This is a genomic window from Paenibacillus sp. J22R98, from assembly GCF_059383835.1.
This window is the reverse complement of sequence record NZ_JBXENW010000002.1, coordinates 121939-145423: the sequence shown is the minus strand read 5'-3', so window position 1 is coordinate 145423 and position 23485 is coordinate 121939. Positions and strand designations below refer to the sequence as shown.

The following is a 23485-nucleotide window of genomic DNA, read 5'->3' as shown; positions in this document are numbered from 1 at the left end:
CGCTCACTGGGAGAGGAGGGCTTGAATCTCTGGCTCTATTTCAAATGGCTCCGTCATCGCTTCATATCTTCCGTGTACATGACCGTTCCGATCAATCAGAAACTTCGAGAAATTCCACTTCACCCCATCATCAGCATAAATATGCGGATACTTCTCAAGCAGAAAATCCTTCATCCACTGCCCCTTCGGATTCTGAATGTCAAACCCACCAAACGGTACTTGCTGTGTTAAATATTGAAATAATGGATGTGCATGTGATCCACGCACTTCAACTTTCTCGAATAACGGAAATTGCACGCCATAGCTGCTCTCGCAATATTCTAGAATATCCGAGCTCCTCCCCGGCTCTTTGTCATTGAATTGGTTACAAGGAAATGCGAGTATTTCCAGCCCCTGTTCATGATGGCTTTCGTATAGGCGTTGAAGATCCGCAAATTGGCGGGCATAGCCGCATCTGCTGGCAGTATTGACAATAAGCAGCACTTGGCCGCGATAAATCGATAATGGAACGCGTTCGCCGGCAATTGAGTTTACTTGCATATCATAAATAGACATCGGATCGCTCCTCTTCGTTTTGTATGATAACTAAATCATAGGAGCAATTATGTTTATTGGTCAAATATATAATACAAATAATCGTTATAGTTTTTTACAATAAATCCTTGCGCAAGATAACCCCCAGCTTGACTACAAGGTGGGGGCTGTGTGCTCGATCTATTCCTCTATGAGGCGTCCATTATCATGCCACTGACCGTACATCTTGTTCTCTTTCGTGTTGGCAATGAATTTTTCTAGTCTGCTCCGGAATAATTCCGGTTGATCTTTGTAGCTTTGAATCGTGTCGATCCGAATTCTCGTGTACAGCTCCGGGAAAGCGATGAAGTTCTCGTAGACTTGCTGATCTTCTTTAAGCTTTTGCTCTATAGCGGCATCCATTCGAAAAGAATCGGGGCTCATATCAGGAAGCACCTTTCTTCCTTCGTCTCGCATTAACCCCAAACGTGCAAGCCGGCGGACACGTTCTTTGTTCAATTCCGTCCATGAGCTCTTTTTACTTCGTGGGGATAGCCTCTGCGCCAGCTCGGTTTCAGAGATTTTCTTCTTCACGCCATCGATCCAGCCAAAACATAACGACTCTTCGACCGCGTCCAAATATAACACTGCATCCGGGGTTGGCGTCATGCTCACCACGACCCAGCACGCTTTCTCAGTCGTACTATTCTCCAGTAACCATGCCCGCAAATCTTCTCTCGATTTGGCAGCAAGTACGTTTATCATTTCCATAAATGTTTGATTTCCCCTACTTAAATTTACAGTAAGTATTTAACGACCGCATAAGAGATCAGATTTCGATCCCGGTAAGTTGAGGTGATGATGTCTTTGTGTTTACTCATAATCCCGTTTTGCAACATGACCGGTTTAAATCCTCGTTCACTGGCACCGTTATAGGTAAACAGCACGCATTGCTCTGCCGCAAATCCGGCAAGGATGACTAATTCCACCTCTTGATTCAGCAGAACTTGCTCCAGCTCCGTTTGCCAAAAGGCATTCGAGCTTTCTTTGCTTACCATGATGTCTGTTTCCTGAACTTGAATCTCCGGAATCGAAGTGAAGATATCTCTGTTTGAGTCCGAAATACCTTCAATGTCGTGAATGTGAACGACAACGTGATTATTGGAACGAAGCACATCTGATACATAGTTTATATACTCACTGGCTCTTTCTATCATCTGCTTGTCTAAACCCTCTAGATGGATGGGTTGCATATCAATAATTAGGAATCCAATTTTCATCGATTATATTCCTCCATTTGTATGAATCCTGATACCTCTCCAATTATACCAAATGATTTCGCCCCTTATATAGGAACCAAGCATGAATCGCATAAATAGCTAAGTTAAAAAAATTAACTTGATTAACTTTAATTCCTATACTAGTATCTTTGTGGGTCTTACAAAAATTAACTATAAATAAAGGGGATTTCAACCAATGGAAGCGAACGCCAATCCGAACTATTACCAGCCCGTTGCTCCACAGCCGAGTGCACCCATTATCTCCGTAAAAGACTGGATGCTCACGACTTTTCTGCTTGCGATTCCAATTGTAAATATCATTATGCTTCTCGTCTGGGCATTTGGCGGCGGTGCGAATCCGAATAAAGCGAACTATGCCAAGGCAGGCTTGATCTGGGCGTGTATCGGAATCGTGTTCTACGTGGTTGTCATCGTTCTCATTTTCGGCGCTTTCGCTGCTAATTTTTCATAACCAATCATAATCATTTAAAAACAAACAAGGCAGCCGATCCAAGTGATCAGCTGCCTTTACTGTTGTTAAACGAACCTAAGCGGAAATTAATCATGTCTCAAGTGCTGTAAGGTTTGAATAAATATTTGCTCCACATGGCCATCATCTAAGGAGTAAAATACGGTTTTACCTACCTTACGCCGCTTTACGATACGCAAGTTTCTCAAAAACCGAAGCTGATGCGAAATCGCGGATTGCCCCATGTCGAGCACTTGTGTCAAATCATGTACGCACAGCTCGCTCTGTGACAGTGCATGAATGATCTTAACCCTAGTCGGATCCCCTAGCGTCTTGAATAAATCAGCCATCGCACTTGCTGAGGATTCATCCACTAAATTTTCTTTTACGACTTTAAAATCAATTTGCGTTCCGCTGCATGAATCGTCGCAGGTTTCTAGCATGAGTTTGTCATCCAAATTGTTCCACCAACCATAGGTTATTATGTCCCTCATTATAACATAGCCGATAGTCGATTGTTGCAGCACCTCATGATGGAGTAATTACAATTGACATAAAAATGTTCCCAACATATCATATGAATAAGTGCTCATATATTGCTGAAAGAAGGTTGCTTATGAACGAATATCGCGTCAAAGGGCTCTCATGCGGTAATTGCGCGCTAGGTCTCGAACAGCAAATCAAAGCGCTGGAACACGGTGAGAGCGCTTCTCTTAGTTATAATTCAGGCAAACTGAAGCTGGACCCCCGCGTTTCGCTGCCTGATGTCGAGCATATTTTGAAATCGGATCACGCCTATATCGATCACAGCCAATCGGCCGAAAACCATACGCATGACCACGCTCACGAGGGCAGTCATGATCATAATCATGCTCATACACATGATCATGCTCATACGCATGAACACGGGAATGCTAAGATGATAAAAATGTTGATTGTTTCAGCTACCCTCTATGGTGTAGCCTATTTCTCCGGGGATCAGGTAATTAGCGGAATCCAGATCGGCATGTATGTTGCAGCAATCGCTCTAAGCGGCTATTCGACATTTCTAAGAGGACTAAGGAATCTGTTTGCGTTGCGATTTAACATTGACACGCTGATGACAATCGCATTGGCAGGCGCCGTTGCAATCGGTGAGTGGAAGGAAGCAACACTTGTGGCTATTCTCTTCGGCTTGAATGAGCTGCTCGAAGGACTAGGGATGGAGAAAGCCCGTCGCTCCATGGAGACGCTCCTTAAAGTGGCTCCTAAAGAAGCGGTGATTCTTGAAAATGGCCATGAAAAGGTTGTCCCCATCTCATCTTTAACGATCGGCGATCTCGTCATCGTTAAACCCGGAGAAAAGATCCCATCCGATGGAGTCGTAGTGGGCGGAAAAAGCTCCGTTAATGAAGCCGCCATTACAGGGGAGGCCTTACCGATTGAGAAAGAAAATGGGGAACCTGTCTTTGGCGGAAGCATCAATAATGAAGGCGTACTTCACATCCGAATCGAGAAGGCTTATAAAGATTCTTCGCTAGCGAAGATTTTACACTTGGTTGAAGAAGCGCAGGAAACGAAAACACCGACGGAGCTATTTATTAATAAATTTGCAAAGTACTATACACCGATTATTATGATGGTCTCCGTGCTCGTCATTCTGGTTCCCCCCCTTCTCTTTAGCGGCGAGTGGAGCAAATGGATTTATCAGGGCTTAGCCGTCTTGATTGTCGGGTGTCCTTGTGCGCTTATTCTCTCTTCGCCAATCGCCATTGTATCCGGCATCACCCGAAGCGCGCGGAACGGGATTCTGATCAAAGGCGGCGTCTTCCTAGAGCAGCTGGGCAAAATCGATACAATAGCCTTCGACAAGACCGGCACGATAACCAAAGGTGAACCGTACGTAGAGAAGATGGTTGTATACCAAGAACAACCATTCTTAGAGGTCGCAGGCTCCATAGAGAAAGCCTCTTCTCATCCGTTAGCCAAAGCAATAATGAAGAAAATTGCTGAGCTTGGCATCGAAGTATCAGCGCCAGATGAAATCCAGACGATTTCCGGCCGCGGTATTGCAGCCATTGTACGAGGGAAGTCTTACTGGCTTGGCAATGAAAAAAGCATGGAGCATCTTATTTTCCCAGCCGATGTGCAAGCTCAAATCCATGATTTTAAAAATGAAGGCCTTACACTAGTTCTCGTAGCTGATCAGCTGCAGGTACTTGGCATGTTCGGTATCGCCGATGAAATCAGGGAAGAAAGTAAAACTGTCATTGCAGCGCTCCATCAAGCGGGAATTCGGAACACGGTCATGCTCACCGGAGATCATCAGAAGACCGCAGAGAAGGTAGCGAAAATAGTAGGCGTTACTTCCTATTACGGTAATCTGCTGCCCGAAGATAAAGTGAATAAAATTAAAGAACTCGCGTTTCGCGGGAAAGTCGCTATGATTGGGGATGGCATTAACGATGCGCCCGCATTAGCGACGGCTCAACTGGGAATCGCTATGGGGAAAGGAACGGATAGCGCAATTGAAACCGCGGATATCGTGCTCATGCAGGATCATTTAGGCAAACTGCCGGAAGCTGTAGCCGTGGCTAAACGAGTTAATTCGATCATTCGGTTCAATATTTGCGTTGCCCTCGGATTGAAGCTAATCGCCTTATTGCTTACCATCCCCGGCTGGCTCACGTTATGGATTGCCATTCTGTCCGACATGGGCGCTACCATCTTCGTCACGTTAGTGAGTCTAACCGTGCTAATTGGTACAAATAAAGGATGAACAACACAACGCTCCACAACAAACAAGGCAGTCGATCCCAATGATCGACTGCCTTGCTGCTGCAGAATGACTCTATGAGGATTTCTTACGCACCGGAAAATAAATATCCGTAACGGAGTCCTCCGATTCGGGACCATGATTCCGTTCATCATAAACTTCAATATTATATAGGCCAGCGAGCTCGTATTCACTTTGCTGTAACCAGGTTGAATATAAGTAAGCATGTACGGCTCCGGCATTCAATACCGCTTGCATCCTCCTGAACATTCACCCGTAAGGACCGTGCTGATGAAAGCCTAGCAAGCGTCTAAGACGAGGATTACCTTCTGCAAAATCAATCACGTCCTGCGGCATTACATAGTTGATGAATGGCCAGAATCGCTGCGAAATCCACCTTTTCCCATACATCACTTGCTGCACGGCGCGGTCTGTATCGCTTTGATTCGTAGATCCCCGATGCCAGACTTGCCCGGAGAAGATCAAGCAATCGCCTTTTCGCGCGTTTATCGTAACAGGCTCGTGTCCTTTATAAATCGGTGGATCTTGATCAGCCGGCGGATGCTGTCCGCTGCGATGGCTAGTCGGAATTAACTGCGTGGGACCCATATCGGGTGCAACATCCACCAAATAGTAGATACACGTAATGAGATAGGTCGGCATCTGAATATGCTCATCCAGCTCCGTTCCTTCAGGCAATGGGAAGAACAGTTCCTCATCCACATGCCACGTATCGAAGCCTTTGCCTTTCTTGGTCGTAAAGGCATTCATGCAGAACATATGGCATTTCTCGCCGAGCAGCGCTTCCGCGAAGTCGACGATAGGGGCATTCTCGATCAATCGGATATACGCTTCTCCCCGCTCGAACATGCGCGTACGGAATCCGTCCCATTGACCGGGCAAAGGCGGCTCTTCCAAATAACTTAGTAAACCAGCATGCAGCTGATCCGCCCACGCTTCCGAAATAGCCCCTCGAAAAACCGTAAAACCTTGCCGATTAAACTCATCCAGATGAGATTGTAAGGCTGTCATGATCAACGCTCCTAATCCCAGCTATATTTAGGTTGCTTCAATCCATCTTCTATCCATAGAAAGCGTCCGGTAATCGCATCCGACTCCGGCTTCAGCAAATCAGTAATAAGCTGAACAGACTTCGCCGGTGAATCACCGCCGGTCCTCTCCACCCAAGCCACCCAATCCTGCAGCTCACCGGGCACGCGAACATTGTCCCGAATCGCTTCGAACATTTCGGTTCTCACTTCACCGGGGTGGAACACGTTCGCAGTCACACCTGTGCCGCTGAGTTCAGCAGCCAGCTGTCTCGTAAAATGATTTAACGCCACTTTACTCGTAGCGTAAGCACTGTTAGTCCCCTCGGGTTCGGCCAGCGATGCCGCGGATGTCACGTTAATGATTCGCCCCCACCCAGCCTTCACCATTTCGCCTGCCAAAGCTCTGCAGATGAAATAAGGGCTGACCGCATTGATCATGATCGTTTCCATCCAACCCGTCGGGTCACTTTCCAGAATCGGACCGATTTCTTTAAACACGCCGGCAGCATTCACGACAACGGCAGGAACACCATAGCTTGCGAATAGTTGCTTGGCCATCGCCTCTACGTCATCCAGCTTAGAAATATCTGCCACAATCGGGTAAGCAATTCCGCCATGTTCACGGATCATTGCGGCCGTTTCTTCCAACTTCGCCGCTCTGCGTCCTACCAATACGAGCTTAGCTCCTTGTTCTGCTAATCCGATGGCTATCGCTCGCCCGAGCCCGCTTCCGGCACCTGTTACAAGCGCTATTTTGCCCTCCAGCAGCCTTATTGCTTCTGACATTCGATCCTCTCCCATACGATTGTGCGGATGATAAATATACTCAACAAATAGTTTAGAATAGGTTTGTGATTCCGTCATTGATCGCAATGGACTCAAAATATACGAAATATGACTTTATAAAAAAGACTACCGCGAAGGTAGCCTCTGTAAGATATGCGAGAAATCGTTCAGCTCGTTACAATTCCAATCATGAAACCATCGTATCCTTTGCTGCCCACGGTTTGAATCGCTGTAGCTGTAATTCGAGGCTCTTCTGCCAAGAGATCATAGAACTGCCTTACTCCTATGACACGCGGATCGGGGTTATTCTCGTCCAGCACTTCGCCTCCACGAACCACGTTATCGCCAACAATCACAGTACCGGGATGGGAGAAATGAAGAGCCCATTTCAAATAGTTAGGATTGTTCGGTTTATCCGCATCAATGAAGATGAAATCGAATTTCTCCACACCTTCATCTTGCATAAGCGCCAATTGCTTCAAAGCCTCACCGACTCGAATTTCAACTTTATCCTCTACCTGTGCGAGAGTTAGATTAGCAGCTGCAACATGTGCATGATGGGGATCGACCTCCAGTGTGACTATTCGGCCATCGGACGGCAGTGCTCTTGCTAGCCATATCGTACTGTAACCTCCCAATGTGCCGATCTCCAGAATTCGTTTGGAACCATGCAGCTGTACAAGTAGGTTCAAGAATTTACCTTGCGTAGGAGAAACATCAATTGCAGGTAATCCTGCCTCTTGATTGGAAGATAACACCTTGTTGAGAACCGCATCCTGCTCCATTAACCGCTCTGCAATATACTGATCAACCTCGCTCCAGACATTTGCTTGATTCATAATTCATCACTTCTCCTTCTCGTTATGAACTTCTGCTTTCAGTGTATTCGAGATATAATCATAAATATAATATATGTTTAAATTGGATCTATATATTTCATATATGATTTGGCAAATAGAGGAGGATCATGATGAATCTACATGCCTTACGGTTGTTTCATGTGATTGCGAGTTCGGGAAGTGTGACTCGAGCTTCGGAATTGCTCAATATCAGCCAACCCGCCATCACCGCGCAGATTAAGAAATTCGAGAAAGAGCTGCTCCTCCCGCTGCTCAAGCCACAAGGAAGAGGAATCGCTTTGACGGATGCGGGTGAAGAGATTGCTTTACTTGCGAAGCGACTTTTTGCCGTGGAACAGCAAATTGAACAATATGCCCAGGACTTCCGCAACGGCTCGAATGGATGTATTCGCTTAGCCGCGACATACTTGCCCGCTCATTTCTTGATCCCAACTTGGATCGCAACCTTCAAACAGCAGTACGAACAGGTCGAAATGATCATCACCACGACGAACTCCAATGATGCTCTACAACAGCTCTTAAATGTAGATGTCGACATTGCGATTTACGGCGGAATGCCTGAGGCTTATCCGGATACGATTCAGACGGAGGAGTTATTCCGGGATGAGTTATGGTTCGTTGTTGCCCCCAGCCATCGCTATGCGAATCAACAGGTTTCGCTGAATGACATGATGAAGGAGCCTTTCGTAATGCGTGAGGAAGGGAGCTCTACGCGTGAGCGATTGCTGTCTTTATGCCGCACCTACAACTCCTCGACTCCGACGATCTCCTTGCAATTCAATGGATTGCATGAAGCGATCACGGCTGTAATTGCAGGCTACGGCGCCAATTTCGTCTCTTCCTTGGTCGTGCGCGACTATGTCAAACGGGGGGAGTTATGCCGCGTCTATGTGGAGGGAATCCATTTAACCAACACCATTGCAATATGTACGCGCAAGCATGAGCCCCTCTCAGCTTCCACGATGAATTTTATTCAGATGATTCGCGAGAATCCGATTCGAGGATAGAAATGTCTATTGGACTTGGTTAGCTAATGCTACAAGATCAGATTTATCCAATTTTAAAGCATTTAAGTTATTTAAGTTCCCATTTATGTAGTAAACAAATCTAGCTAGAAACCCGTTTTCAGCTTCCCACCAAATGGACTGACTAGTTTCGTCTTCCTCATAATAAGCTAATTTCCCTTTTTTCAGTTCTATGGTAGGAGTCCCGACCTCAGATAACTTCAATGGTGTGTTCATACTTTTACTCACAATGTACCTAATCTCTTGAGTAGTTTGTTTATTTTTATAATGAAAAATATATTGCTGAAGAGAATTCGGATTTGTAACTTCTATCTCCGTACTACTACCATCAACCTCAAAGGGGAATTGAACCGGTTCAGTAAAGCTGTAAATCATTGGATCTACTATTTCTTTCTTTTGGGTGAGTCCACTGCAAGCAGTTAGTGATAAAAGGAATAGCAGTAAAAAAAAAGAAATTCTTCGCATTGTTTCACCTCAATTATTTACTCCCACTAATTCAATAGGCCGCCGTTTGCGGGCAGCCTTTAAAGTAACGCTCAGTTCCTAGATCGAACAAGCCATCAGCACGTTCCCATCTGGATCTCTAAAATGAATGACGTCTTCATCTCTATATACAATTTCTATGCCAAGCTGGGTTAAGAATTGGAAAGTCGCCTCATTGTCAGGCGCGGTTAGACTGAATAGCGGCTCTGCAATAGGGGTTACTTCGTCTCTCTTTTCCAGAAATATATTAGAACACTGACTCCCACTTAAATCGAAAATATGCATGCCCTCTCTGGTTTCTTCGGGAATCGGTAGACCCAGCAAGTTGCAGTACCAGTCAACGGACATCCTTATGTTCGTTACATTGACGAAGATAGCCGGAATAACCGGCTTAATCGGTGTAATCACTACTTGTTCTAGCATTTCGATACCTCCTAGTAGTTGTTAGATGAATGATAGTTACAGTTAATAATGGTTAGCTAATATTCTTAAAGCGAGACCGAGTATGATAATCCCAATCCCTGCTGACACAGCTATAGGTTTGTTTGCAAGTCCCGTTTTCTCAAGTAGGAAGAAGGCAGCAGCGACGAGTAAGCCAAAGATAACGGATTTCACATCAGCAATCCCCACCCATTTCAAGATATACTTATCGGCTAAAATAGAAATCAAGCAAGCGGAAGCGACATATAACGGAATACGCAGTTTCATTCGTTACTCCTTATTGTAGTAGGACTTTCTTCTAGTAAAGAACCATTTAATACCTATATATTACCTTATCTATGAAAATTTTTTTAAGTAATAGCGACTAACATCTGTAAGTTATGTCGTAAATTCATAGTTTACATGTCATAAAATCATATTATAAAGCGATTTCATCTATGATAAGGTATGGATCACGCCAACCACTTACAATACTAGGAGGAATTTCAACAATGATTCGCGTAGCCATGCTCAGCTATTGGCATGTTCATGCCTGGGATTACACTAATCAAGTGCAAGCCAATCCGAACCTCGAGGTAGCCGCTATTTGGGACGAGCTTCCTGCCCGCGGACAGGAAATCGCCGACCAATTGGGCGTACCGTTCTTCGCTGATCTGGATGAGCTGCTTGATCGCACAGATATTGATGCAGTCGTTGTTGATGCGCCAACCAACATGCATCGCGATGTCATGGTGAAAGCCGCTCGCGCGGGTAAACATATTTTCACAGAGAAGGTCGTCGCAGCTACATTGAAAGAAGTGAATGAAATTAAAGCCGCAGTACGTGAATCGGGCGTTAAATTCACGGTTTCGATGTTCCGCCTGAACGAACGCTATACACCGACGATCAAAGGGCTGATTGATTCCGGCATTTTCGGCCAAATCACTCAAATTCGCGTTCGCAATGCACATAACGGCACGACCGGAAATTGGCTGCCGGAGCATTTCTACAATCTCGAGCAATGCCGCGGGGGCGCTTTGATCGACCTCGGTTGTCACCCGGTTTATCTGACTCGTTATCTCCTTGGGCTGCCGCAAACCGTAAGTGCCAACTTCGGTTATGTGACCGGCAAAGAGGTTGAAGACAATGCAACGGTCCTGCTTAGCTATGAGAACGGTGCTGTCGGTATCCTCGAAACAGGTTACGTTACGCCGCATTCCCCATTCTGCATTGAAATTCATGGTACCGAAGGTACACTTATGTATGGATTGCCGGATGATGTCATTCGCGTTCGCAGCAACAAACTGGAGCAACAAGAGTGGATTGCAATCGAGCATCAGCCAGACCTGCCTACAGCTATTGAACAATGGGTCGGCCATATCATGAACGATACGCAAGCTGACTTGAATAACGAGCTGGCAACGGATCTGACAAGAGTGATGGAAGCTGCCTATATTTCGGTGGCTGAGAAACGCGTAGTTTCCTTGTCCGAACTGAAAGGCTAGACCGTTTGGAATTCATAAGGGCTATAGGGTATTGATCCCTATAGCCCTTATGGCTTTATGTTCTGGAAGTCCGTGTAGCTCTTTGGCATACGTGAAACTTCGCTCATGCGTTTTGCTTGTTGGTATTTGATCATGCAGAAAGCTCTAACGAATCGTACGGCGCTTATTTGCCCATAAATGACTCCGAAATAATTCTAACGAACCGTACGGGCTCTATTTGACAGTTTTTCAGTATTTGCAAGCCTATTATCCCCAAATAAGGCCTGTACGGTTCGTTAGATTCTCGAAGCCCCGAAATTCGGCCAAATAACGCCCTTACAGTTCGTTAAAATTTCGCAGCATGCAAGACGAGGCGTGCGAGATGAAATTTGTACTAAACCCTATAGCCCTTGTTTCATATGGATTAATAATTGTCCGGCGGAGCACTTAGCCTTGTTTCAGGTTTGAAATATTTCACATACTGATGGTAGTAATCTACCTCTCTAAACCCCAGATTCTCATATACCCGCTTCGCGTAATTGCCTTTAGACACTTCAAGGGTGACCTTATCTTCGCCCCTGCTAAGGATCTCATTAATAAGAAATTTCACAAATGCCGTTCCGTATCCTCGCCCTTGATGCTCGATGGCAACCGCGACAGATGCGATTCGATTTCCTTCGATGGTTCCTACCGCTACGATCGTATCCTCCACTAACATAACAAACTCATTGTCTTTATTAAGCGCATATTTCTCTCGTTCCCATTCCACGGGTTTATAAAAGAACGAGGGATACATGCCGATCTTCTGACGCGTATAATAGAAGGCTAGCTCAATGATTCTATCCCATTTCGAGTAATCGTTCTCTTCATAATTACGTACCGTGATATGCTCTGAGGGGAAAGAACCTCCAATGCGTTCCATTATAAAATAGGAGGAGTACAAGCGGTAACCCTGATCTGCGAAGAGGCTGATTATTTCATTTTCGCTGGAATGACAGTCGAATATGGTGTGCTCTACTTTCTCATGAGGAATAAGCATACGTTCATAGTCTTGCAGGAGCATCGCGCCAACATTCATTCCTTCATACTCTTTACGAATATACAGCGTCGCAAATGGTCTTCTGCCGAAAGCATTAAAGGAGAGAAATCCGATGGTAGTGGAATTATGGCGTGCAACCAGAATATTCTCCTTATTGCCCTCTTCATCTCTGAAGAACCTTTTCGCTATAAAACGGTTGTTAAGCAGCATCTGCTCCATTTGAGCCTTATCTCTGTGCTGGTTATATCGCTCAATGCTAACAGGATTCAATGATCTCGCCTCGTTTCAACGCTTCTCGCCCAGTCTTGTCAGATTCCCCCTAATATACCATTGTTTAAATCTGCCGGGCTAGAGGCACGTACTACTATATCCGGCTTATTCTGATGATGCACTCTCCCCGTTCGGTTGCAGTCATTGCTTTAAGCTGAATGCGATATAAGTGTTCTCCCCATACTTCCCGCATGATTGCGTCCTCCAGTGAAATGGTCTCTATCGAGCCAGCAAACTTCGTACGGTTGTATTGAATGCAAATCTTATTGTGATCCTCATCCTGCAAAATAAAGCTCCCGTCCCCTTCAATACGAGGAGGATGTGGCGTCAACAAATGCCATGCGATAGCATCCGTCACATGCTGCATATGATATTCGTCCTTAATTACTATCGAAGGTGACGAATTTCGAAACAGGCTTATCGTCCTTACCCAGCTCCTAATCTCGGCAGAGTCCGGGTAGGCGTTCCCGATATTCATCGTTAACAATGCAGCCTGATCATTAAACTTACAATCGACATCAACGGCTCGGTAGGATCTTCCATTCCTCTGCTCTACTCCATTTACGATCGGAACATTGTGGTAGGCGGATTGCATGGCCCATATCGTATAGCGCTCTGCAAAGAAGGACTTCGATGTATAGGTCAACACCCCGGGATCAACAATCATCGGTGAGCCATTGCAGTACACGATAAAGTGGCCGATATCATTATGATTATGGCTTTCATCGTTATGTCCTCCTTTAGCTGCAACGAATAGTCCCTTGGATGAACCCTGCTGCTCTCTGGCCACCATCAGTTGAATGCCATCCAGCCATGCCTCTCGAACGTAGGGCGTTTCTCCCTCATAGTGCTCGATTTCCGAGTAATGAAATAGCGCCGGCAGTAGGCGGGACAGGGATGAAAACTCAAGGTCGGTTGCTTCTTCCCGCTTCTTCTTCAGCACCATGGCGCCCAATCCGGCAAGCTTATCATCACCGATCCGGCATCCATAGCGATAAACAAGCTCTGCGGGAATCTCCACCTTAGGCGAGCTGTCTGCAAAATTCACATAATACGAACCGTCAATAAAAGCCTTGTAGATGTAGCGTCCGATTTGTTGAATGAGGGGCTCGTCGTATACATTTATTTTGCAGGCCGAGACGCTGTAGAGCAGCTCCAGACTATCGAACAACATGCCCCCAGCATAGATCCAATACTTAGGTCCTTCCTCGCAGCCTCCATCGGAATGAAGTCGTTCCATATAGTGATCCAAGCTGCGCATTGCCTTCATTACCGCGGCCTCCCGGCGTTCGGGATCATCCTCGAGCAGCAGGAATGCCGCCAAACAATTCGAATTGCACCATGGATTCCAATTGTTCAGCATCCGCTCTTGATTAAAGCCCATCCACCAGAAATCGTTCCGGTTTAGATACGGATCAAGAATCCTCTTCCTCACCTCATGCTGTATCCGCTCACAGACCATCTTACTTACGCCATCCAATTTAGATTTCAGCAAATAATACGTCCATGCGAGCAGTGCCGCAGTTTCGGCAGCGAACAATTCAATTATGGGCTCCGACACATCCGGGAGTGCATCCTGACTCTTCATCATATAGCCGTGCCCGGGAATCCCCCAGAACGTTTCCTCGCAAATACACCATATCCCGTTGACGATGTCATCCAGGAATCGTCCCTCGTTCTCGATACATTCCGCGATGACCAGCGAAGCCAGAGTACGTCTTCTCTCCCATGTAGCATGATCGTACCTTTCCCGATTACCTGTTCTGCTATAATCCATGTACGCAGTAGCCGGTAGTGGATTCCAGGCATGATTAAGCTTTCCAACCCCTTTATTCATCCAGTAGGTTCGCAGATGAAGCGGCAATCCTTCCCATGCTTGGCGGTCTTCGCTTGTTGGATAAGGCTTGTAATTCTCGCGCGAAATCAAATCTTCCCTCAAACTAGGAGTACTATATCTCTCCGCTAGCATGGAGCCATCAACCTCCCATCCTTCTCTCTTAACGGAAAGAAAAGGCAAGCAAACGGAGCGTCCGCTGCTTGCCTCTTCTATTATTTAAAATACTTCGCCAAATGCGCAGTCGCCTTCATAACGCCTTGTTTCTCGGCTTCAATAGAGCCCCAGAAACGGTGATCCTCAAGCTCAATGCTCACGGCACCTGCATAACCGAGCCGATCAAGACGAACGGCTACTCTTCCCCAGTCGACTTCCCCGTGTCCAGGGATGGTATACCGCCAGGAGCCTTCAGAGAAGTCATATTTCGTACCGAAGGTCGGCGTTATCACGCCGCTCTCGTACTGCTCTTCGCGGAGTATTTCCGTATCCTTGCCATGGCAGTGATTAATACGTTCCCCAAATTCGTCCAGTGCGCGCAGGTAGTCAATTCCTAACCGCACGAGATGAGAAGGGTCGTAGTTCAGCCCGAAATGCTTGGAGGGGATCGCCTCGAACATCGCTCTCCACATTTCCGGCGTACAGCCAAGCGTGGGATAATGCGGCGCAGGTCCGGGCCATCCTTCTATCGCGATATAGATGCCCGTCTGTTCTGCATGACGCACGAGCTCCGGGAAGGTCTCCTTCCAAATCGCGAAGCCATCCTTGCGCGGGAGCGTATGATCCTCCGGAACAAGACACATGAACAGCACGCTTCCGCCTAGTGAAGCAATGGAGCTCAATTGCTTCTTCGCCGCTTCCAGCGCTTCCTCGCGGCGACCTTCGTCGCGGCTTAACAGCCGTGACGTATGATGGGCATCAATGGATCCGATGCCAATACCGGCTTCCTCGCAGGACGCCTTCACTTCGGGAGTCAGATTGGAAACATCCAGCACATCAAGCCCAATGCTTGCAGCCCACTGGGCTGTCCTAGCGATTCCTTCCGCTCCGATCTTCGGCGGAATACGCATTCCTAATTGGATGGTCATGCCGATTGTTCCCCCTTCGATTCAGCGTCTGCATGCGGCTCGTAGCCGGCAGCTTGATAGATCATCTCCGACAGCCTCACGACCTTCAACGCAAACTCGCCCGGTACAAGCACCTCATGCCGCCCCAGAATGGCATCGATAAAGCTTTTATCCTGATTGGTCGTCTGCTCCGGAAGCTCCGGCACGATCGGATCTTGCCCAAGACGACGCAGCGTAATCTTCCCATTGTCGTAGAAGATGCCGCCTTGTTCCCCGCAGAATACGAAGGTTTCATGCCAGCACGGAGAGTAACCGACCAAGTTCAAACCGGCGACGGCTCCTTCCTCGAAACGAATCGATGTAAACGTATCGATCTCGACGGTTGCGCCGTGCATATGCAGCTGCGGCTTCACTTCAATCGGCGTGAGGCCGGTTGTCCAGAGCAGCACATCGATAATGTGACTGCCCGAGTCCATTAGGAAACCGCCGCCGGATAACGCGGGATCCGCCCGCCAAGAGCCCGGCGTTCCTTGTCTCCATTGCTGATAGAGCGATGCCGTAATCGAGGTTAGCTTACCGATCTCGCCGCTCGCGATTGCATCACGAATATATAAGAATTCCGGCTGAAAGTGCCGCTGATAAGAGACTTGCATGATTTTACCCGACTGCTCGGCGACTCGTATCAGCTGCTCCGCCTCCTCGGAAGAACAAGTCATCGGCTTCTCGATCAGCACATGCAGCCCTTTGCGAAGGACATCTTGCGCTTGCGTGAAATGCAGCGTATGCGGGGAACAGATAATAACGGCATCGATGTCGGCCTGCTCCAGCATCTCTCGATAATCCGAGAATTGCAGCACATCGCTCAAGCTATTCTTCGCAATGAAATTGTCCCGGTTCTTGCTGCTGGTATCCGCTACAGCCTTGATCTCAGCCTCCGGCAATTCCTGCAGCTGCCGGGCATGCCACCCTGCGATGCCTCCCGTTCCAATGAAACCGATGCGTACTTTATTCATGTCCATACCTCCCGATAATGAGTGTATTGCCAAGCGCAACCGAAACAACCCGCATCTTACTCAACCAAACCGGAACGCTCCACGCCTTGAATGAAATACCGCTGCAGGAAGAAATAAACCAGAAGCATCGGTAACAAAGCCATGAAGGTTGCGGCCATAACAACAGGTAAACTGAATACTTCAAAGGTGCTGCCCGTTAACGTATCCAGGGATTGATAGAGACGAGGCAGCATCATCGGCAAGGTGAATTTCTCTTCCGAGGTGAGGAAGATCGACGGCTCGAAGAAATCATTCCAATGCCATACGAGCGATAACAGCGTCGTAACTACGATAGCAGGCGGTGTAAGCGGCAGAATAATCTTCCAATACACTTTGAAGCTGCCGCAGCCATCCACTCGGGCGGCATCCTCAAGCTCCCAAGGAAGCCCGCGGAACAGCTGGCGAAAGATAAAGATGAACAACGCGCCGCGAAGCCCGCCTGCGAAGAAGGACGGAACAATAAGCGGCAGCACGCTGTCGAGCCACCCTATTGTTTTGTACTGCATGAACAGAGGAACGATGATCGTTTGCGGCGGTATAATCATGGTGAACATGCACAGGAAGAACAGAACCTCGCGGCCGGGAAATTTGATGCGGGCAAAGCCGTAAGCGACAAAGGAACAGGACAACACCTGGCCGATCACGCTCAAGACGGCAATCAGAGCGGAATTATTGAAGTGCGTCATAAATTGCAGGCCCTTCATCCCGTAATAGAAATTCTCCCAGGCCAGACTCGTCGGAATCCACTTAATCGTAAAATCCATCAGATCCACCGGATGCTTAAGCGCTGTCGTAACCATATAGATGAATGGATAAAGGAACACGAAAGCTAAATCTATGAGAATCACATAGACGAAGGTACGATAGATGAGCGAGATCCAGCGGCTCTTGCTCCCGATTCGGCTAACCAAGCTGTGGTTTCGGATCGCCTTTACTTTGCTGCTTACTTCGGTTTGCGTAACGGCAGCAACACGCTGCTTGGACTTCGGAATGGGAATCGACTTCACGCTGCAATCACCTCCTGTATTATTTTTCCCCTGTGTAAACAACAAAACGTCTGGTAGAAACGAATACGAGAATGAGCAGCACGAAAATAAACAAGAAGTAGATCCAGCCCATTCCGGAAGCATACCCCATCTGGATGTCGGTGAAGGCCGTATCTTTGATATAAACCATCATCCTATTGTTAATATCCGTGAAGGAATCGACGCAGGTGTAAACCAGATTAAGCAGAATAATTGGCGTCATGAGCGGCAGGGTGATTTTCCAGAACATCTCCCACTCCGTCGCGCCATCGCATCTTGCCGATTCATACAAGGAAACGGATATGCCTTGGAGACCTGCCAAGAATAGCAGAATTTGCACGCCTGTTTTCCAGAAAATCACGGTCAGCCGGCTTAACATATCGAAGACGATCTGGGAGAAAGTAGGTCCCATATAGAGAAACACTTCATCCGGAACGCCGATGCCGTTGACGAGCGTATCTTTCCCTACCCCCGCATACAGCAGCTGCTGCATAGCGAGACCGGAGCCGATCAATACGGGCAGGAAGAATGACGCTCGGAAGAAAGCGCGTCCTTTAATGTTATGATTCAACAGAATCGCGATAAACAAGGAGAATACGAGCACAAGCGGCGTATTGATGACCGCATCTTGAATGACCGAGATAAACAGCGGAATAAACTGCGTATCGAGAACGAATGCCCGATTGAAATTGTCCCAGCCCACGGACTGCAGCTCGAAGTTTCCTACACCGACGACTTCATGAAAGCTAAGCCAAAGGGAATAAACTAAGGGATAACACATAAACAATGCGAAACCGATTGCCCATGGAGCGATATAAATATAGCCGGCCAGCATCTTCTTCTTCTCTAAACTCATCCTCCGCTCGCTCATGCTTATCCCCCCTTCGGTACGACGATAAAGTCTTTATCCGGTACAAGAAGACCATCGATCTTCACTTCTCGCGGTGAATAATTGACGATTAATCGACTACCATCCTCGTAAACGACCTCATAGACGTCCTTCTCCAGCTTGCGATGCTCCTTCATCGTCTGCGACCATACCGGCTGAAGCTTCTCGCTCATCTCTTTATACTGATCGACCGCTTGATCGACCCAGTTGTGATACGCCGAGCTGAACAAATCGCTGTAGTAGGTATCCTTGAGATCCTCAGAGTGATTTTTCGTAAATTGGTAGTAAGGCATATAGCCGTATTCCACCATCTTCAGGAATTGCAGCCGCGGATCGTAAAATAAATTCTGCGCATCACCCGAGTAAGGGAGAAGCCCATGCACGACCATTTGGTAGAACGGAATCGTTTCATCGGTAAAGAAATAGCCGCTGTCTTCCATAGGAATACTGAACAAACGCGATGATTGGGGGATGGTATATCCGTTGCCCCCGATTGCGGCGGCTGCACCAAACTGATCCACTGATTTGCCCATCATTTCCAGCCACTTGGATGCCGTTCCTTCACGATTCAGCGGATAAGCCTTATTGAAGTCGTAGTAGTCCGTATACCCGATCCCGTCGAAATTAATGCCGGTAATCGCTAGTTTGCTGAGCGGATCAAGCACCTTGTCTTGAAAACGTTCATTTTGCTTGCCGGCATTCAAGTAGAAGAGCTCGCTATACCGATCCGTGACCGCAAAATGATTGGCTCCGACAACGACGTCGCTGCGTGTGGAGAAACCGTCGACGCCCTTCCAGCCCATGATGTAATTGTCCTGTAGAAACAGCTGATAGTTATTCGCCTTGGTATATTCGCTTAATTTCTTCAATCCGCTTTTTCCGCCGATCTTCGAAGACGGTTTATAACCGGATGGATACTCCAAGTACCCTTCGCGAGTCCAGCCCAGCAGATTGGCGGAGATGCTGCTTACTCCTCGCTTGGTCAAATCCTCCATGATTTGCTGCGCTTCATCGAAGGTTGTCGTAGGAATGAAATGATCAAACAAAATCTGGCCTTCCTTAATGCCCATCAGCAAATCAAGTCCGAACGGAATCGGCTCTCCCTTCTTGATGCGCGGAGCGACTCCTTTCTCATCGATCAGATATTGCCGATAAGCAGAGGCCATATGGCTGTAATCCGCTTCTTCACCGCTGAAGAACACGTAGCGGATGGTATGATCCTCCCGCAGCAGCTCCTTCTCGGGCTTCTTGGTTAAGTTCCCGTCCTTCTTCACCGCTTCATACTCGCGCCTATAGACAAGCTCCGAGGATACGCGATTCATATTGATCAAGTAACCGCTGGGCGAATAAAGAATGTTCGCATCGTACTCGCCTTTCGTGATCATCCCCAGGAAAGCATTATCGTTCACCTTCAAGCCGAATATAGGCAGCAGCGCATTCTGCTGCCGCTGATAGTTGTTGAAAGTGATGGTATCCGATCCATACACGCTCGCTCGATAGGGATTTAAGTAATTCGGATGGTTCGCTTTAAAGGTCGACAGCGCACCCGGACCATCCGGATAAATCGCATACCCTTGCTCATGATCCATAGCTGCTCCAAAGAACGGAAGCGGCGATATGGCCATCAACCAATTATTCTCCGCTTCTTGAATGGATTGACCCGGGACGGTGACCTCGAGGGCATTCCCTTTCAATGCGAAGATCATATCGAAACTGATTTGCAATCGTGGCAGCTCGTAGTGAACGGATATTCCGTCAGCCAGCGCCGTGGCCTTGATCTTCGGCTGTTCGATAACCGAGTTCGTCTCCTGGGTTTCCAGTGCCGGCAAATTCGGATCCGTAAACGTCATGTGGAAGATGGACTGACTGCTGGCGGTCCACAGATCATTGCCTTCCGTTGCTCCGTCTTGAAGCGGAACAGCGGATTGCCAGGAGTAGCCGTTACTCTTGTCCTTCACCACAATCGCGGAATCGGAAGAACGGAACAGCAGCTCAAGCCGCTCGGTTTCCGCTACTTTCTCAAATTCGGTTGGTGTCTGCGGCGCTGCATCTCCTGCCGGCGTATCCGTTACAGCCTCTACCACTTCATTCTTTGGTTTCATTTCCTGCTGCGCGCGAGCAATGGCACTCTTTAGCGAGGGTAAGGCAAGGATGACCAGAAGCACCACAACGACTAAACCGAGTGCTGTAGCGTACATTCTTCGATTGGTTTTTCTCGTAATCATGGTACCCCCTTAATTCTCCCATAAGTATCGGATTTCAACGGAGACTTCGCGTACGAATTGCAGGACATGATTCGTCAGGGAGAAGACGAGACCGACCGTTCCCCAGAAGGTGATAAAAGCAAATATGGACAGCAGGAGGACGCCAACCGATTTCTTAAAGGAATAATCATTCAGCACCTTCAGCTGGATGAAGATAAGCAGCGCGACCCATAGCCAGATAATAAGATTCATGCTGTTATAAAGCCCCAACTCACCTCTTGAAATCACTAAGGAAATCGCGGCGAGCGGAATCGCAAATACAATATACGGAATGAGCGCGTAGGACATGGCCGTTAAGATTTGGCTGAAATAGGCTTCCCCGTCCATAATCGCCGTAATCAGATAACAAGCGATAACCCCCGATAGCAATGGCACCACGAAACGGATGATTTCCAAGTTCAAATCGGCGTATTCGGGCTGTAGGGACGTAATATGGAAGCTTGTCATATAGATCGTTACGATCCTGACACACAAGGTGAGAAGAATGAGCACAAATGCCGACATGAGATGTTTCTTCTTCTGAAGCTCTTCAAAGGCGTCCACCGGATGAAAAAGTATGGCTACCCCGAGCCGCAGCGAACGCAGACCGGACTGTTTCACAGCTGCCGTATTCAATAGCCATACCTCCTTATGACCGTGTTCGTAATGCGAATCATGAATCTCACGATGAGGTATACGGCATAGATGATGAGAACGGCGGCGATTAGAATCCATCCGAGGTTTTGGCGCATGAAGTCATGCCGGTATTCGGCAAAGGCCTTTGAATACCCATCTTGATCTTCGCCCAGTTTGAATTCCTTCATGGCTTCTTTCCATTTCTCTTCTTTCATCAATGCTTTCGCCACGCCTCGATGGGCCAGCGGGTAATTCTCATCGATTTTCAAAACTTCCTTCCAAGGGACTAACGCCTCTTGATAACGTCCGTTATAATGCAGCTGGCTCGCCTCATGGACAAGCTCCGCAAACCGCGTCGGCTTGAACATCTGAATGTTGTTCCGATCGCGGTCAAGCACGTAGATCGTGCCTGCTTTATCGACAACAATACTGGAGGGATATTCAAACCTGCTCTTCGCATCGCCTTGACCGCCGAATACGGCCAGCAAGTTCCCCTCTTGATCATATTGATAGATTTTGCGAGACATCGCATCCAGCGCATTAATAATCCCATACTGATCGATGGCCATATCAGCGAAATAGGGAAGCTCCAGCGTTCCGCTGTCGATCGAGGATTCACCGAAAAACTTCTTCGTGTAGATGTTCTCGCCCATTGCATTGAACTTCTTGATTTGATCGGCGTCGCTCAGCACGGTTGGCGCATAAATGAATCCCTTGCTGTCAATCGTCAGATTGGAATTCTGCTGCGGCACGGCATTGTTAAGCTGCTCCCTCTGCTCGGGAGTGGCCAATAATCGAATAAGGAGCTTCTTCCAATCGAAAGGAACGCGGTTGGCTCCGATATAGCCTCGAAACCGGTTCATGGCATCGATCATCATAAAGCCGCTGTAGTCCGTCTTATTGAGCACGTACAAATAACCGCGCCGATCCATAATGACTTTATCCGGGGCGAAATCCAAATCTTCGCTTAACAGGGAAGATTCCGGCTTCACGAATTCTTCGACAAGCTTGCCTTCCGGCGACAAATGGATAACCTTGCCGCTGCCCGTGTCCGCTACGAACATATCACCGAGACTATCCACGAATATACCGCTCGGCTGGTCAAGCTCGACGCCTTGCTCCTTGCCAAAGATACCCAGCACTTTGCCGTCATTGCTTAGTTTCACGATCCGATTATTATCCGTATCCGCGACATATAACTGCCCCTTCTCATCGATAAACAAGTCGCTTGGTTTATTTAAGCCGGGCTCGCCTACATCGAGAATGACGTTGTCTACCGTATACGTGAGCGGAATCGGAATTTTATAGCCATACATCGGATCAAGGGTATAAGACATTTGCGGTAGCGCATGGGCGGGTAAAGCTCCAAGCAGAACAAGCAGACAACAGCCGATTAAGCTTGCTGATATACGTTTGATCATCGTGTCCGCCCCCTAAGATTTGATCCCGGAATGAACCATCGTGTTCATGATAAGCTTCTGAAACAGTAGAAAGATTAAGATAGGGGGAAGCGTGATCAACAAGGTGCCTGCAGCAAGTGCGCCGGACCGCGCAACAACCCCCGGTCCCCCGGCAAGCGTTTGGATCGCGAGCGGCAGCGTCTTCATCGTTTCGCTTGTCGTAAATACTAGCGCGGAGAAATAATCATTCCAGTTTCCGATGAAGGTGAAGATGATCAAGGTTGCCCAGGCCGGCTTACTGACCGCCATAATGACTCGCCAGAAGATTCTCCACTCCGAAGCGCCGTCGATATGCGCGGCTTCGATTAACGCATCGGGGATTTGATCGAAAAACTGCTTCATCAGGAAGATATTGAAGGCCACCGCGACCTTCGGCAGGATTAACGCCCAGTACGTGTTGACTAAACCCAGTTTAGACACGATCAAGTAAGTCGGGATCTGCGTCACCTGCGGCGAGAACATCAGGGCCGAGAGGATCACGGCGAAGATGAAGCCCGCACCTGGCGGCTTAAACTTGGAGAGCACGTATGCGCCTAAGCAGCAAACAAACAAGCTTGCCGCTACGATGGTAATCGAAACAAATACGCTGTTGAAGATATAGCGAGAGAAGGGCACGATCGAGCTGTCCGTTGCGGTTAGCAAATCATAGAAGCTGCGCAGCGTCGGCTTCTGCACGAAAAATCTTGGCGGATATAGAAACAGCTCATCCAGCGGCTTGAAGGCTGTTGAAACCATGTAAATGATCGGCATGGCCGTGAAACCAACCAACGCAATCATGACTAGGTACAACAATCCCCTGTTAAAGCGGGCCGCAAATTTCGCATAGTTTACCGTCACGTCCTTTGG

Annotated in this window: 25 protein-coding genes; 4 read left to right on the top strand and 21 right to left on the bottom strand. The window is 47.7% G+C overall.

Annotated features, from left to right (window positions below; all coding sequences use genetic code 11):
• Positions 1-3 precede the first annotated feature (3 nt).
• From AC50Y3_RS06335 to AC50Y3_RS06325, 3 genes are all read right to left on the bottom strand, one after another.
• Complete coding sequence (locus AC50Y3_RS06335) at positions 4-555, bottom strand: glutathione peroxidase (RefSeq protein ID WP_494817933.1); 552 nt, start codon at positions 553-555, stop codon at positions 4-6.
• Positions 556-714: 159 nt separating this feature from the next.
• A complete protein-coding gene (locus AC50Y3_RS06330) occupies positions 715-1284 on the bottom strand; it encodes a YdeI/OmpD-associated family protein (protein ID WP_494817932.1) in 570 nt (189 codons plus the stop codon).
• A 26-nt stretch (positions 1285-1310) separates the two neighbouring features.
• Positions 1311-1793, bottom strand: coding sequence for a cysteine hydrolase family protein (locus tag AC50Y3_RS06325; protein WP_494817931.1), 483 nt, complete (start codon positions 1791-1793; stop codon positions 1311-1313).
• A gap of 196 nt (positions 1794-1989) precedes the next feature.
• Between AC50Y3_RS06325 and AC50Y3_RS06320 the strand changes: the two genes are divergently transcribed.
• On the top strand, positions 1990-2265 hold the full coding sequence (locus AC50Y3_RS06320) for a hypothetical protein (protein WP_494817930.1): 276 nt from the start codon (positions 1990-1992) through the stop codon (positions 2263-2265).
• 86 nt (positions 2266-2351) lie between these two features.
• On the opposite strand, the gene AC50Y3_RS06315 is transcribed toward AC50Y3_RS06320, so the two are convergent.
• A complete protein-coding gene (locus AC50Y3_RS06315) occupies positions 2352-2705 on the bottom strand; it encodes an ArsR/SmtB family transcription factor (protein WP_494817929.1) in 354 nt (117 codons plus the stop codon).
• 173 nt (positions 2706-2878) lie between these two features.
• Between AC50Y3_RS06315 and AC50Y3_RS06310 the strand changes: the two genes are divergently transcribed.
• Positions 2879-5020, top strand: a complete 2142-nt coding sequence (locus AC50Y3_RS06310; RefSeq protein WP_494817928.1) for a heavy metal translocating P-type ATPase — start codon at positions 2879-2881, stop codon at positions 5018-5020.
• A 72-nt stretch (positions 5021-5092) separates the two neighbouring features.
• Here AC50Y3_RS06310 and AC50Y3_RS06305 read toward each other — a convergent pair whose 3' ends face one another.
• The 4 genes from AC50Y3_RS06305 to AC50Y3_RS06290 all read right to left on the bottom strand — a co-directional run bounded on the left by AC50Y3_RS06305 (position 5093) and on the right by AC50Y3_RS06290 (position 7694).
• Entirely contained in the window at positions 5093-5275 is a 183-nt protein-coding gene (locus tag AC50Y3_RS06305) for a GyrI-like domain-containing protein (protein ID WP_494817927.1), read from the bottom strand.
• Between the two features lie 12 nt (positions 5276-5287).
• Positions 5288-6049: a phytanoyl-CoA dioxygenase family protein gene (locus tag AC50Y3_RS06300; protein WP_494817926.1), complete on the bottom strand. Its 762-nt coding sequence runs from the start codon at positions 6047-6049 to the stop codon at positions 5288-5290.
• Positions 6050-6060: 11 nt separating this feature from the next.
• On the bottom strand, positions 6061-6855 hold the full coding sequence (locus AC50Y3_RS06295) for an SDR family NAD(P)-dependent oxidoreductase (RefSeq protein ID WP_494817925.1): 795 nt from the start codon (positions 6853-6855) through the stop codon (positions 6061-6063).
• A gap of 167 nt (positions 6856-7022) precedes the next feature.
• Positions 7023-7694 carry an O-methyltransferase gene (locus AC50Y3_RS06290; protein ID WP_494817924.1) on the bottom strand — a complete coding sequence of 224 codons (672 nt, stop codon included), beginning with the start codon at positions 7692-7694 and terminating at the stop codon, positions 7023-7025.
• A gap of 131 nt (positions 7695-7825) precedes the next feature.
• Between AC50Y3_RS06290 and AC50Y3_RS06285 the strand changes: the two genes are divergently transcribed.
• Entirely contained in the window at positions 7826-8722 is an 897-nt protein-coding gene (locus tag AC50Y3_RS06285) for a LysR substrate-binding domain-containing protein (protein ID WP_494818592.1), read from the top strand.
• Between the two features lie 6 nt (positions 8723-8728).
• Here AC50Y3_RS06285 and AC50Y3_RS06280 read toward each other — a convergent pair whose 3' ends face one another.
• The 3 genes from AC50Y3_RS06280 to AC50Y3_RS06270 form a co-directional block, all read right to left on the bottom strand.
• Positions 8729-9205 carry a hypothetical protein gene (locus AC50Y3_RS06280; RefSeq protein WP_494817923.1) on the bottom strand — a complete coding sequence of 159 codons (477 nt, stop codon included), beginning with the start codon at positions 9203-9205 and terminating at the stop codon, positions 8729-8731.
• Between the two features lie 78 nt (positions 9206-9283).
• Positions 9284-9646 carry a VOC family protein gene (locus AC50Y3_RS06275; RefSeq protein ID WP_494817922.1) on the bottom strand — a complete coding sequence of 121 codons (363 nt, stop codon included), beginning with the start codon at positions 9644-9646 and terminating at the stop codon, positions 9284-9286.
• Between the two features lie 42 nt (positions 9647-9688).
• Positions 9689-9931, bottom strand: a complete 243-nt coding sequence (locus tag AC50Y3_RS06270) for a hypothetical protein (RefSeq protein WP_494817921.1) — start codon at positions 9929-9931, stop codon at positions 9689-9691.
• Positions 9932-10155: 224 nt separating this feature from the next.
• Between AC50Y3_RS06270 and AC50Y3_RS06265 the strand changes: the two genes are divergently transcribed.
• Positions 10156-11148, top strand: a complete 993-nt coding sequence (locus AC50Y3_RS06265) for a Gfo/Idh/MocA family protein (protein ID WP_494817920.1) — start codon at positions 10156-10158, stop codon at positions 11146-11148.
• Between the two features lie 403 nt (positions 11149-11551).
• Here the strand turns inward: AC50Y3_RS06265 and AC50Y3_RS06260 are convergent, their stop codons facing one another.
• The 10 genes from AC50Y3_RS06260 to AC50Y3_RS06215 form a co-directional block, all read right to left on the bottom strand.
• Positions 11552-12436: a GNAT family N-acetyltransferase gene (locus AC50Y3_RS06260; RefSeq protein WP_494817919.1), complete on the bottom strand. Its 885-nt coding sequence runs from the start codon at positions 12434-12436 to the stop codon at positions 11552-11554.
• Positions 12437-12530: 94 nt separating this feature from the next.
• Positions 12531-14405 carry a heparinase II/III domain-containing protein gene (locus AC50Y3_RS06255; RefSeq protein WP_494817918.1) on the bottom strand — a complete coding sequence of 625 codons (1875 nt, stop codon included), beginning with the start codon at positions 14403-14405 and terminating at the stop codon, positions 12531-12533.
• A gap of 80 nt (positions 14406-14485) precedes the next feature.
• Entirely contained in the window at positions 14486-15355 is an 870-nt protein-coding gene (locus tag AC50Y3_RS06250) for a sugar phosphate isomerase/epimerase family protein (RefSeq protein ID WP_494817917.1), read from the bottom strand.
• The gene (locus tag AC50Y3_RS06245; protein WP_494817916.1) at positions 15352-16347 is read right to left on the bottom strand and encodes a Gfo/Idh/MocA family protein; all 996 of its coding nucleotides are present in this window, start codon (positions 16345-16347) and stop codon (positions 15352-15354) included. The genes AC50Y3_RS06250 and AC50Y3_RS06245 overlap by 4 nt, the downstream gene beginning before the upstream one ends.
• 56 nt (positions 16348-16403) lie before the next feature.
• On the bottom strand, positions 16404-17393 hold the full coding sequence (locus AC50Y3_RS06240; protein WP_494817915.1) for a carbohydrate ABC transporter permease: 990 nt from the start codon (positions 17391-17393) through the stop codon (positions 16404-16406).
• A 19-nt stretch (positions 17394-17412) separates the two neighbouring features.
• Entirely contained in the window at positions 17413-18282 is an 870-nt protein-coding gene (locus AC50Y3_RS06235) for a carbohydrate ABC transporter permease (protein ID WP_494817914.1), read from the bottom strand.
• A gap of 2 nt (positions 18283-18284) precedes the next feature.
• On the bottom strand, positions 18285-20525 hold the full coding sequence (locus tag AC50Y3_RS06230) for a DUF5696 domain-containing protein (protein ID WP_494817913.1): 2241 nt from the start codon (positions 20523-20525) through the stop codon (positions 18285-18287).
• Positions 20526-20534: 9 nt separating this feature from the next.
• The gene (locus AC50Y3_RS06225) at positions 20535-21179 is read right to left on the bottom strand and encodes a Yip1 family protein (RefSeq protein WP_494817912.1); all 645 of its coding nucleotides are present in this window, start codon (positions 21177-21179) and stop codon (positions 20535-20537) included.
• Positions 21176-22600 (bottom strand): SMP-30/gluconolactonase/LRE family protein, encoded by a 1425-nt coding sequence (locus tag AC50Y3_RS06220; protein WP_494817911.1) that lies wholly within the window; start codon positions 22598-22600, stop codon positions 21176-21178. The genes AC50Y3_RS06225 and AC50Y3_RS06220 overlap by 4 nt, the downstream gene beginning before the upstream one ends.
• 12 nt (positions 22601-22612) lie before the next feature.
• The gene (locus tag AC50Y3_RS06215) at positions 22613-23476 is read right to left on the bottom strand and encodes a carbohydrate ABC transporter permease (protein ID WP_494817910.1); all 864 of its coding nucleotides are present in this window, start codon (positions 23474-23476) and stop codon (positions 22613-22615) included.
• Positions 23477-23485: the final 9 nt, after the last annotated feature.

Bases quoted from the DNA above. Each gene is read 5' to 3' on its own strand.
- AC50Y3_RS06335 (WP_494817933.1), bottom strand. From the start codon at position 555: ATGTCTATTTATGATATGCAAGTAAACTCAATTGCCGGCGAACGCGTT.
- AC50Y3_RS06330 (WP_494817932.1), bottom strand. From the start codon at position 1,284: ATGGAAATGATAAACGTACTTGCTGCCAAATCGAGAGAAGATTTGCGG.
- AC50Y3_RS06325 (WP_494817931.1), bottom strand. From the start codon at position 1,793: ATGAAAATTGGATTCCTAATTATTGATATGCAACCCATCCATCTAGAG.
- AC50Y3_RS06320 (WP_494817930.1), top strand. From the start codon at position 1,990: ATGGAAGCGAACGCCAATCCGAACTATTACCAGCCCGTTGCTCCACAG.
- AC50Y3_RS06315 (WP_494817929.1), bottom strand. From the start codon at position 2,705: ATGCTAGAAACCTGCGACGATTCATGCAGCGGAACGCAAATTGATTTT.
- AC50Y3_RS06310 (WP_494817928.1), top strand. From the start codon at position 2,879: ATGAACGAATATCGCGTCAAAGGGCTCTCATGCGGTAATTGCGCGCTA.
- AC50Y3_RS06305 (WP_494817927.1), bottom strand. From the start codon at position 5,275: ATGCAAGCGGTATTGAATGCCGGAGCCGTACATGCTTACTTATATTCA.
- AC50Y3_RS06300 (WP_494817926.1), bottom strand. From the start codon at position 6,049: ATGACAGCCTTACAATCTCATCTGGATGAGTTTAATCGGCAAGGTTTT.
- AC50Y3_RS06295 (WP_494817925.1), bottom strand. From the start codon at position 6,855: ATGTCAGAAGCAATAAGGCTGCTGGAGGGCAAAATAGCGCTTGTAACA.
- AC50Y3_RS06290 (WP_494817924.1), bottom strand. From the start codon at position 7,694: ATGAATCAAGCAAATGTCTGGAGCGAGGTTGATCAGTATATTGCAGAG.
- AC50Y3_RS06285 (WP_494818592.1), top strand. From the start codon at position 7,826: ATGAATCTACATGCCTTACGGTTGTTTCATGTGATTGCGAGTTCGGGA.
- AC50Y3_RS06280 (WP_494817923.1), bottom strand. From the start codon at position 9,205: ATGCGAAGAATTTCTTTTTTTTTACTGCTATTCCTTTTATCACTAACT.
- AC50Y3_RS06275 (WP_494817922.1), bottom strand. From the start codon at position 9,646: ATGCTAGAACAAGTAGTGATTACACCGATTAAGCCGGTTATTCCGGCT.
- AC50Y3_RS06270 (WP_494817921.1), bottom strand. From the start codon at position 9,931: ATGAAACTGCGTATTCCGTTATATGTCGCTTCCGCTTGCTTGATTTCT.
- AC50Y3_RS06265 (WP_494817920.1), top strand. From the start codon at position 10,156: ATGATTCGCGTAGCCATGCTCAGCTATTGGCATGTTCATGCCTGGGAT.
- AC50Y3_RS06255 (WP_494817918.1), bottom strand. From the start codon at position 14,405: ATGCTAGCGGAGAGATATAGTACTCCTAGTTTGAGGGAAGATTTGATT.
- AC50Y3_RS06250 (WP_494817917.1), bottom strand. From the start codon at position 15,355: ATGACCATCCAATTAGGAATGCGTATTCCGCCGAAGATCGGAGCGGAA.
- AC50Y3_RS06245 (WP_494817916.1), bottom strand. From the start codon at position 16,347: ATGAATAAAGTACGCATCGGTTTCATTGGAACGGGAGGCATCGCAGGG.
- AC50Y3_RS06235 (WP_494817914.1), bottom strand. From the start codon at position 18,282: ATGAGCGAGCGGAGGATGAGTTTAGAGAAGAAGAAGATGCTGGCCGGC.
- AC50Y3_RS06230 (WP_494817913.1), bottom strand. From the start codon at position 20,525: ATGATTACGAGAAAAACCAATCGAAGAATGTACGCTACAGCACTCGGT.
- AC50Y3_RS06220 (WP_494817911.1), bottom strand. From the start codon at position 22,600: ATGATCAAACGTATATCAGCAAGCTTAATCGGCTGTTGTCTGCTTGTT.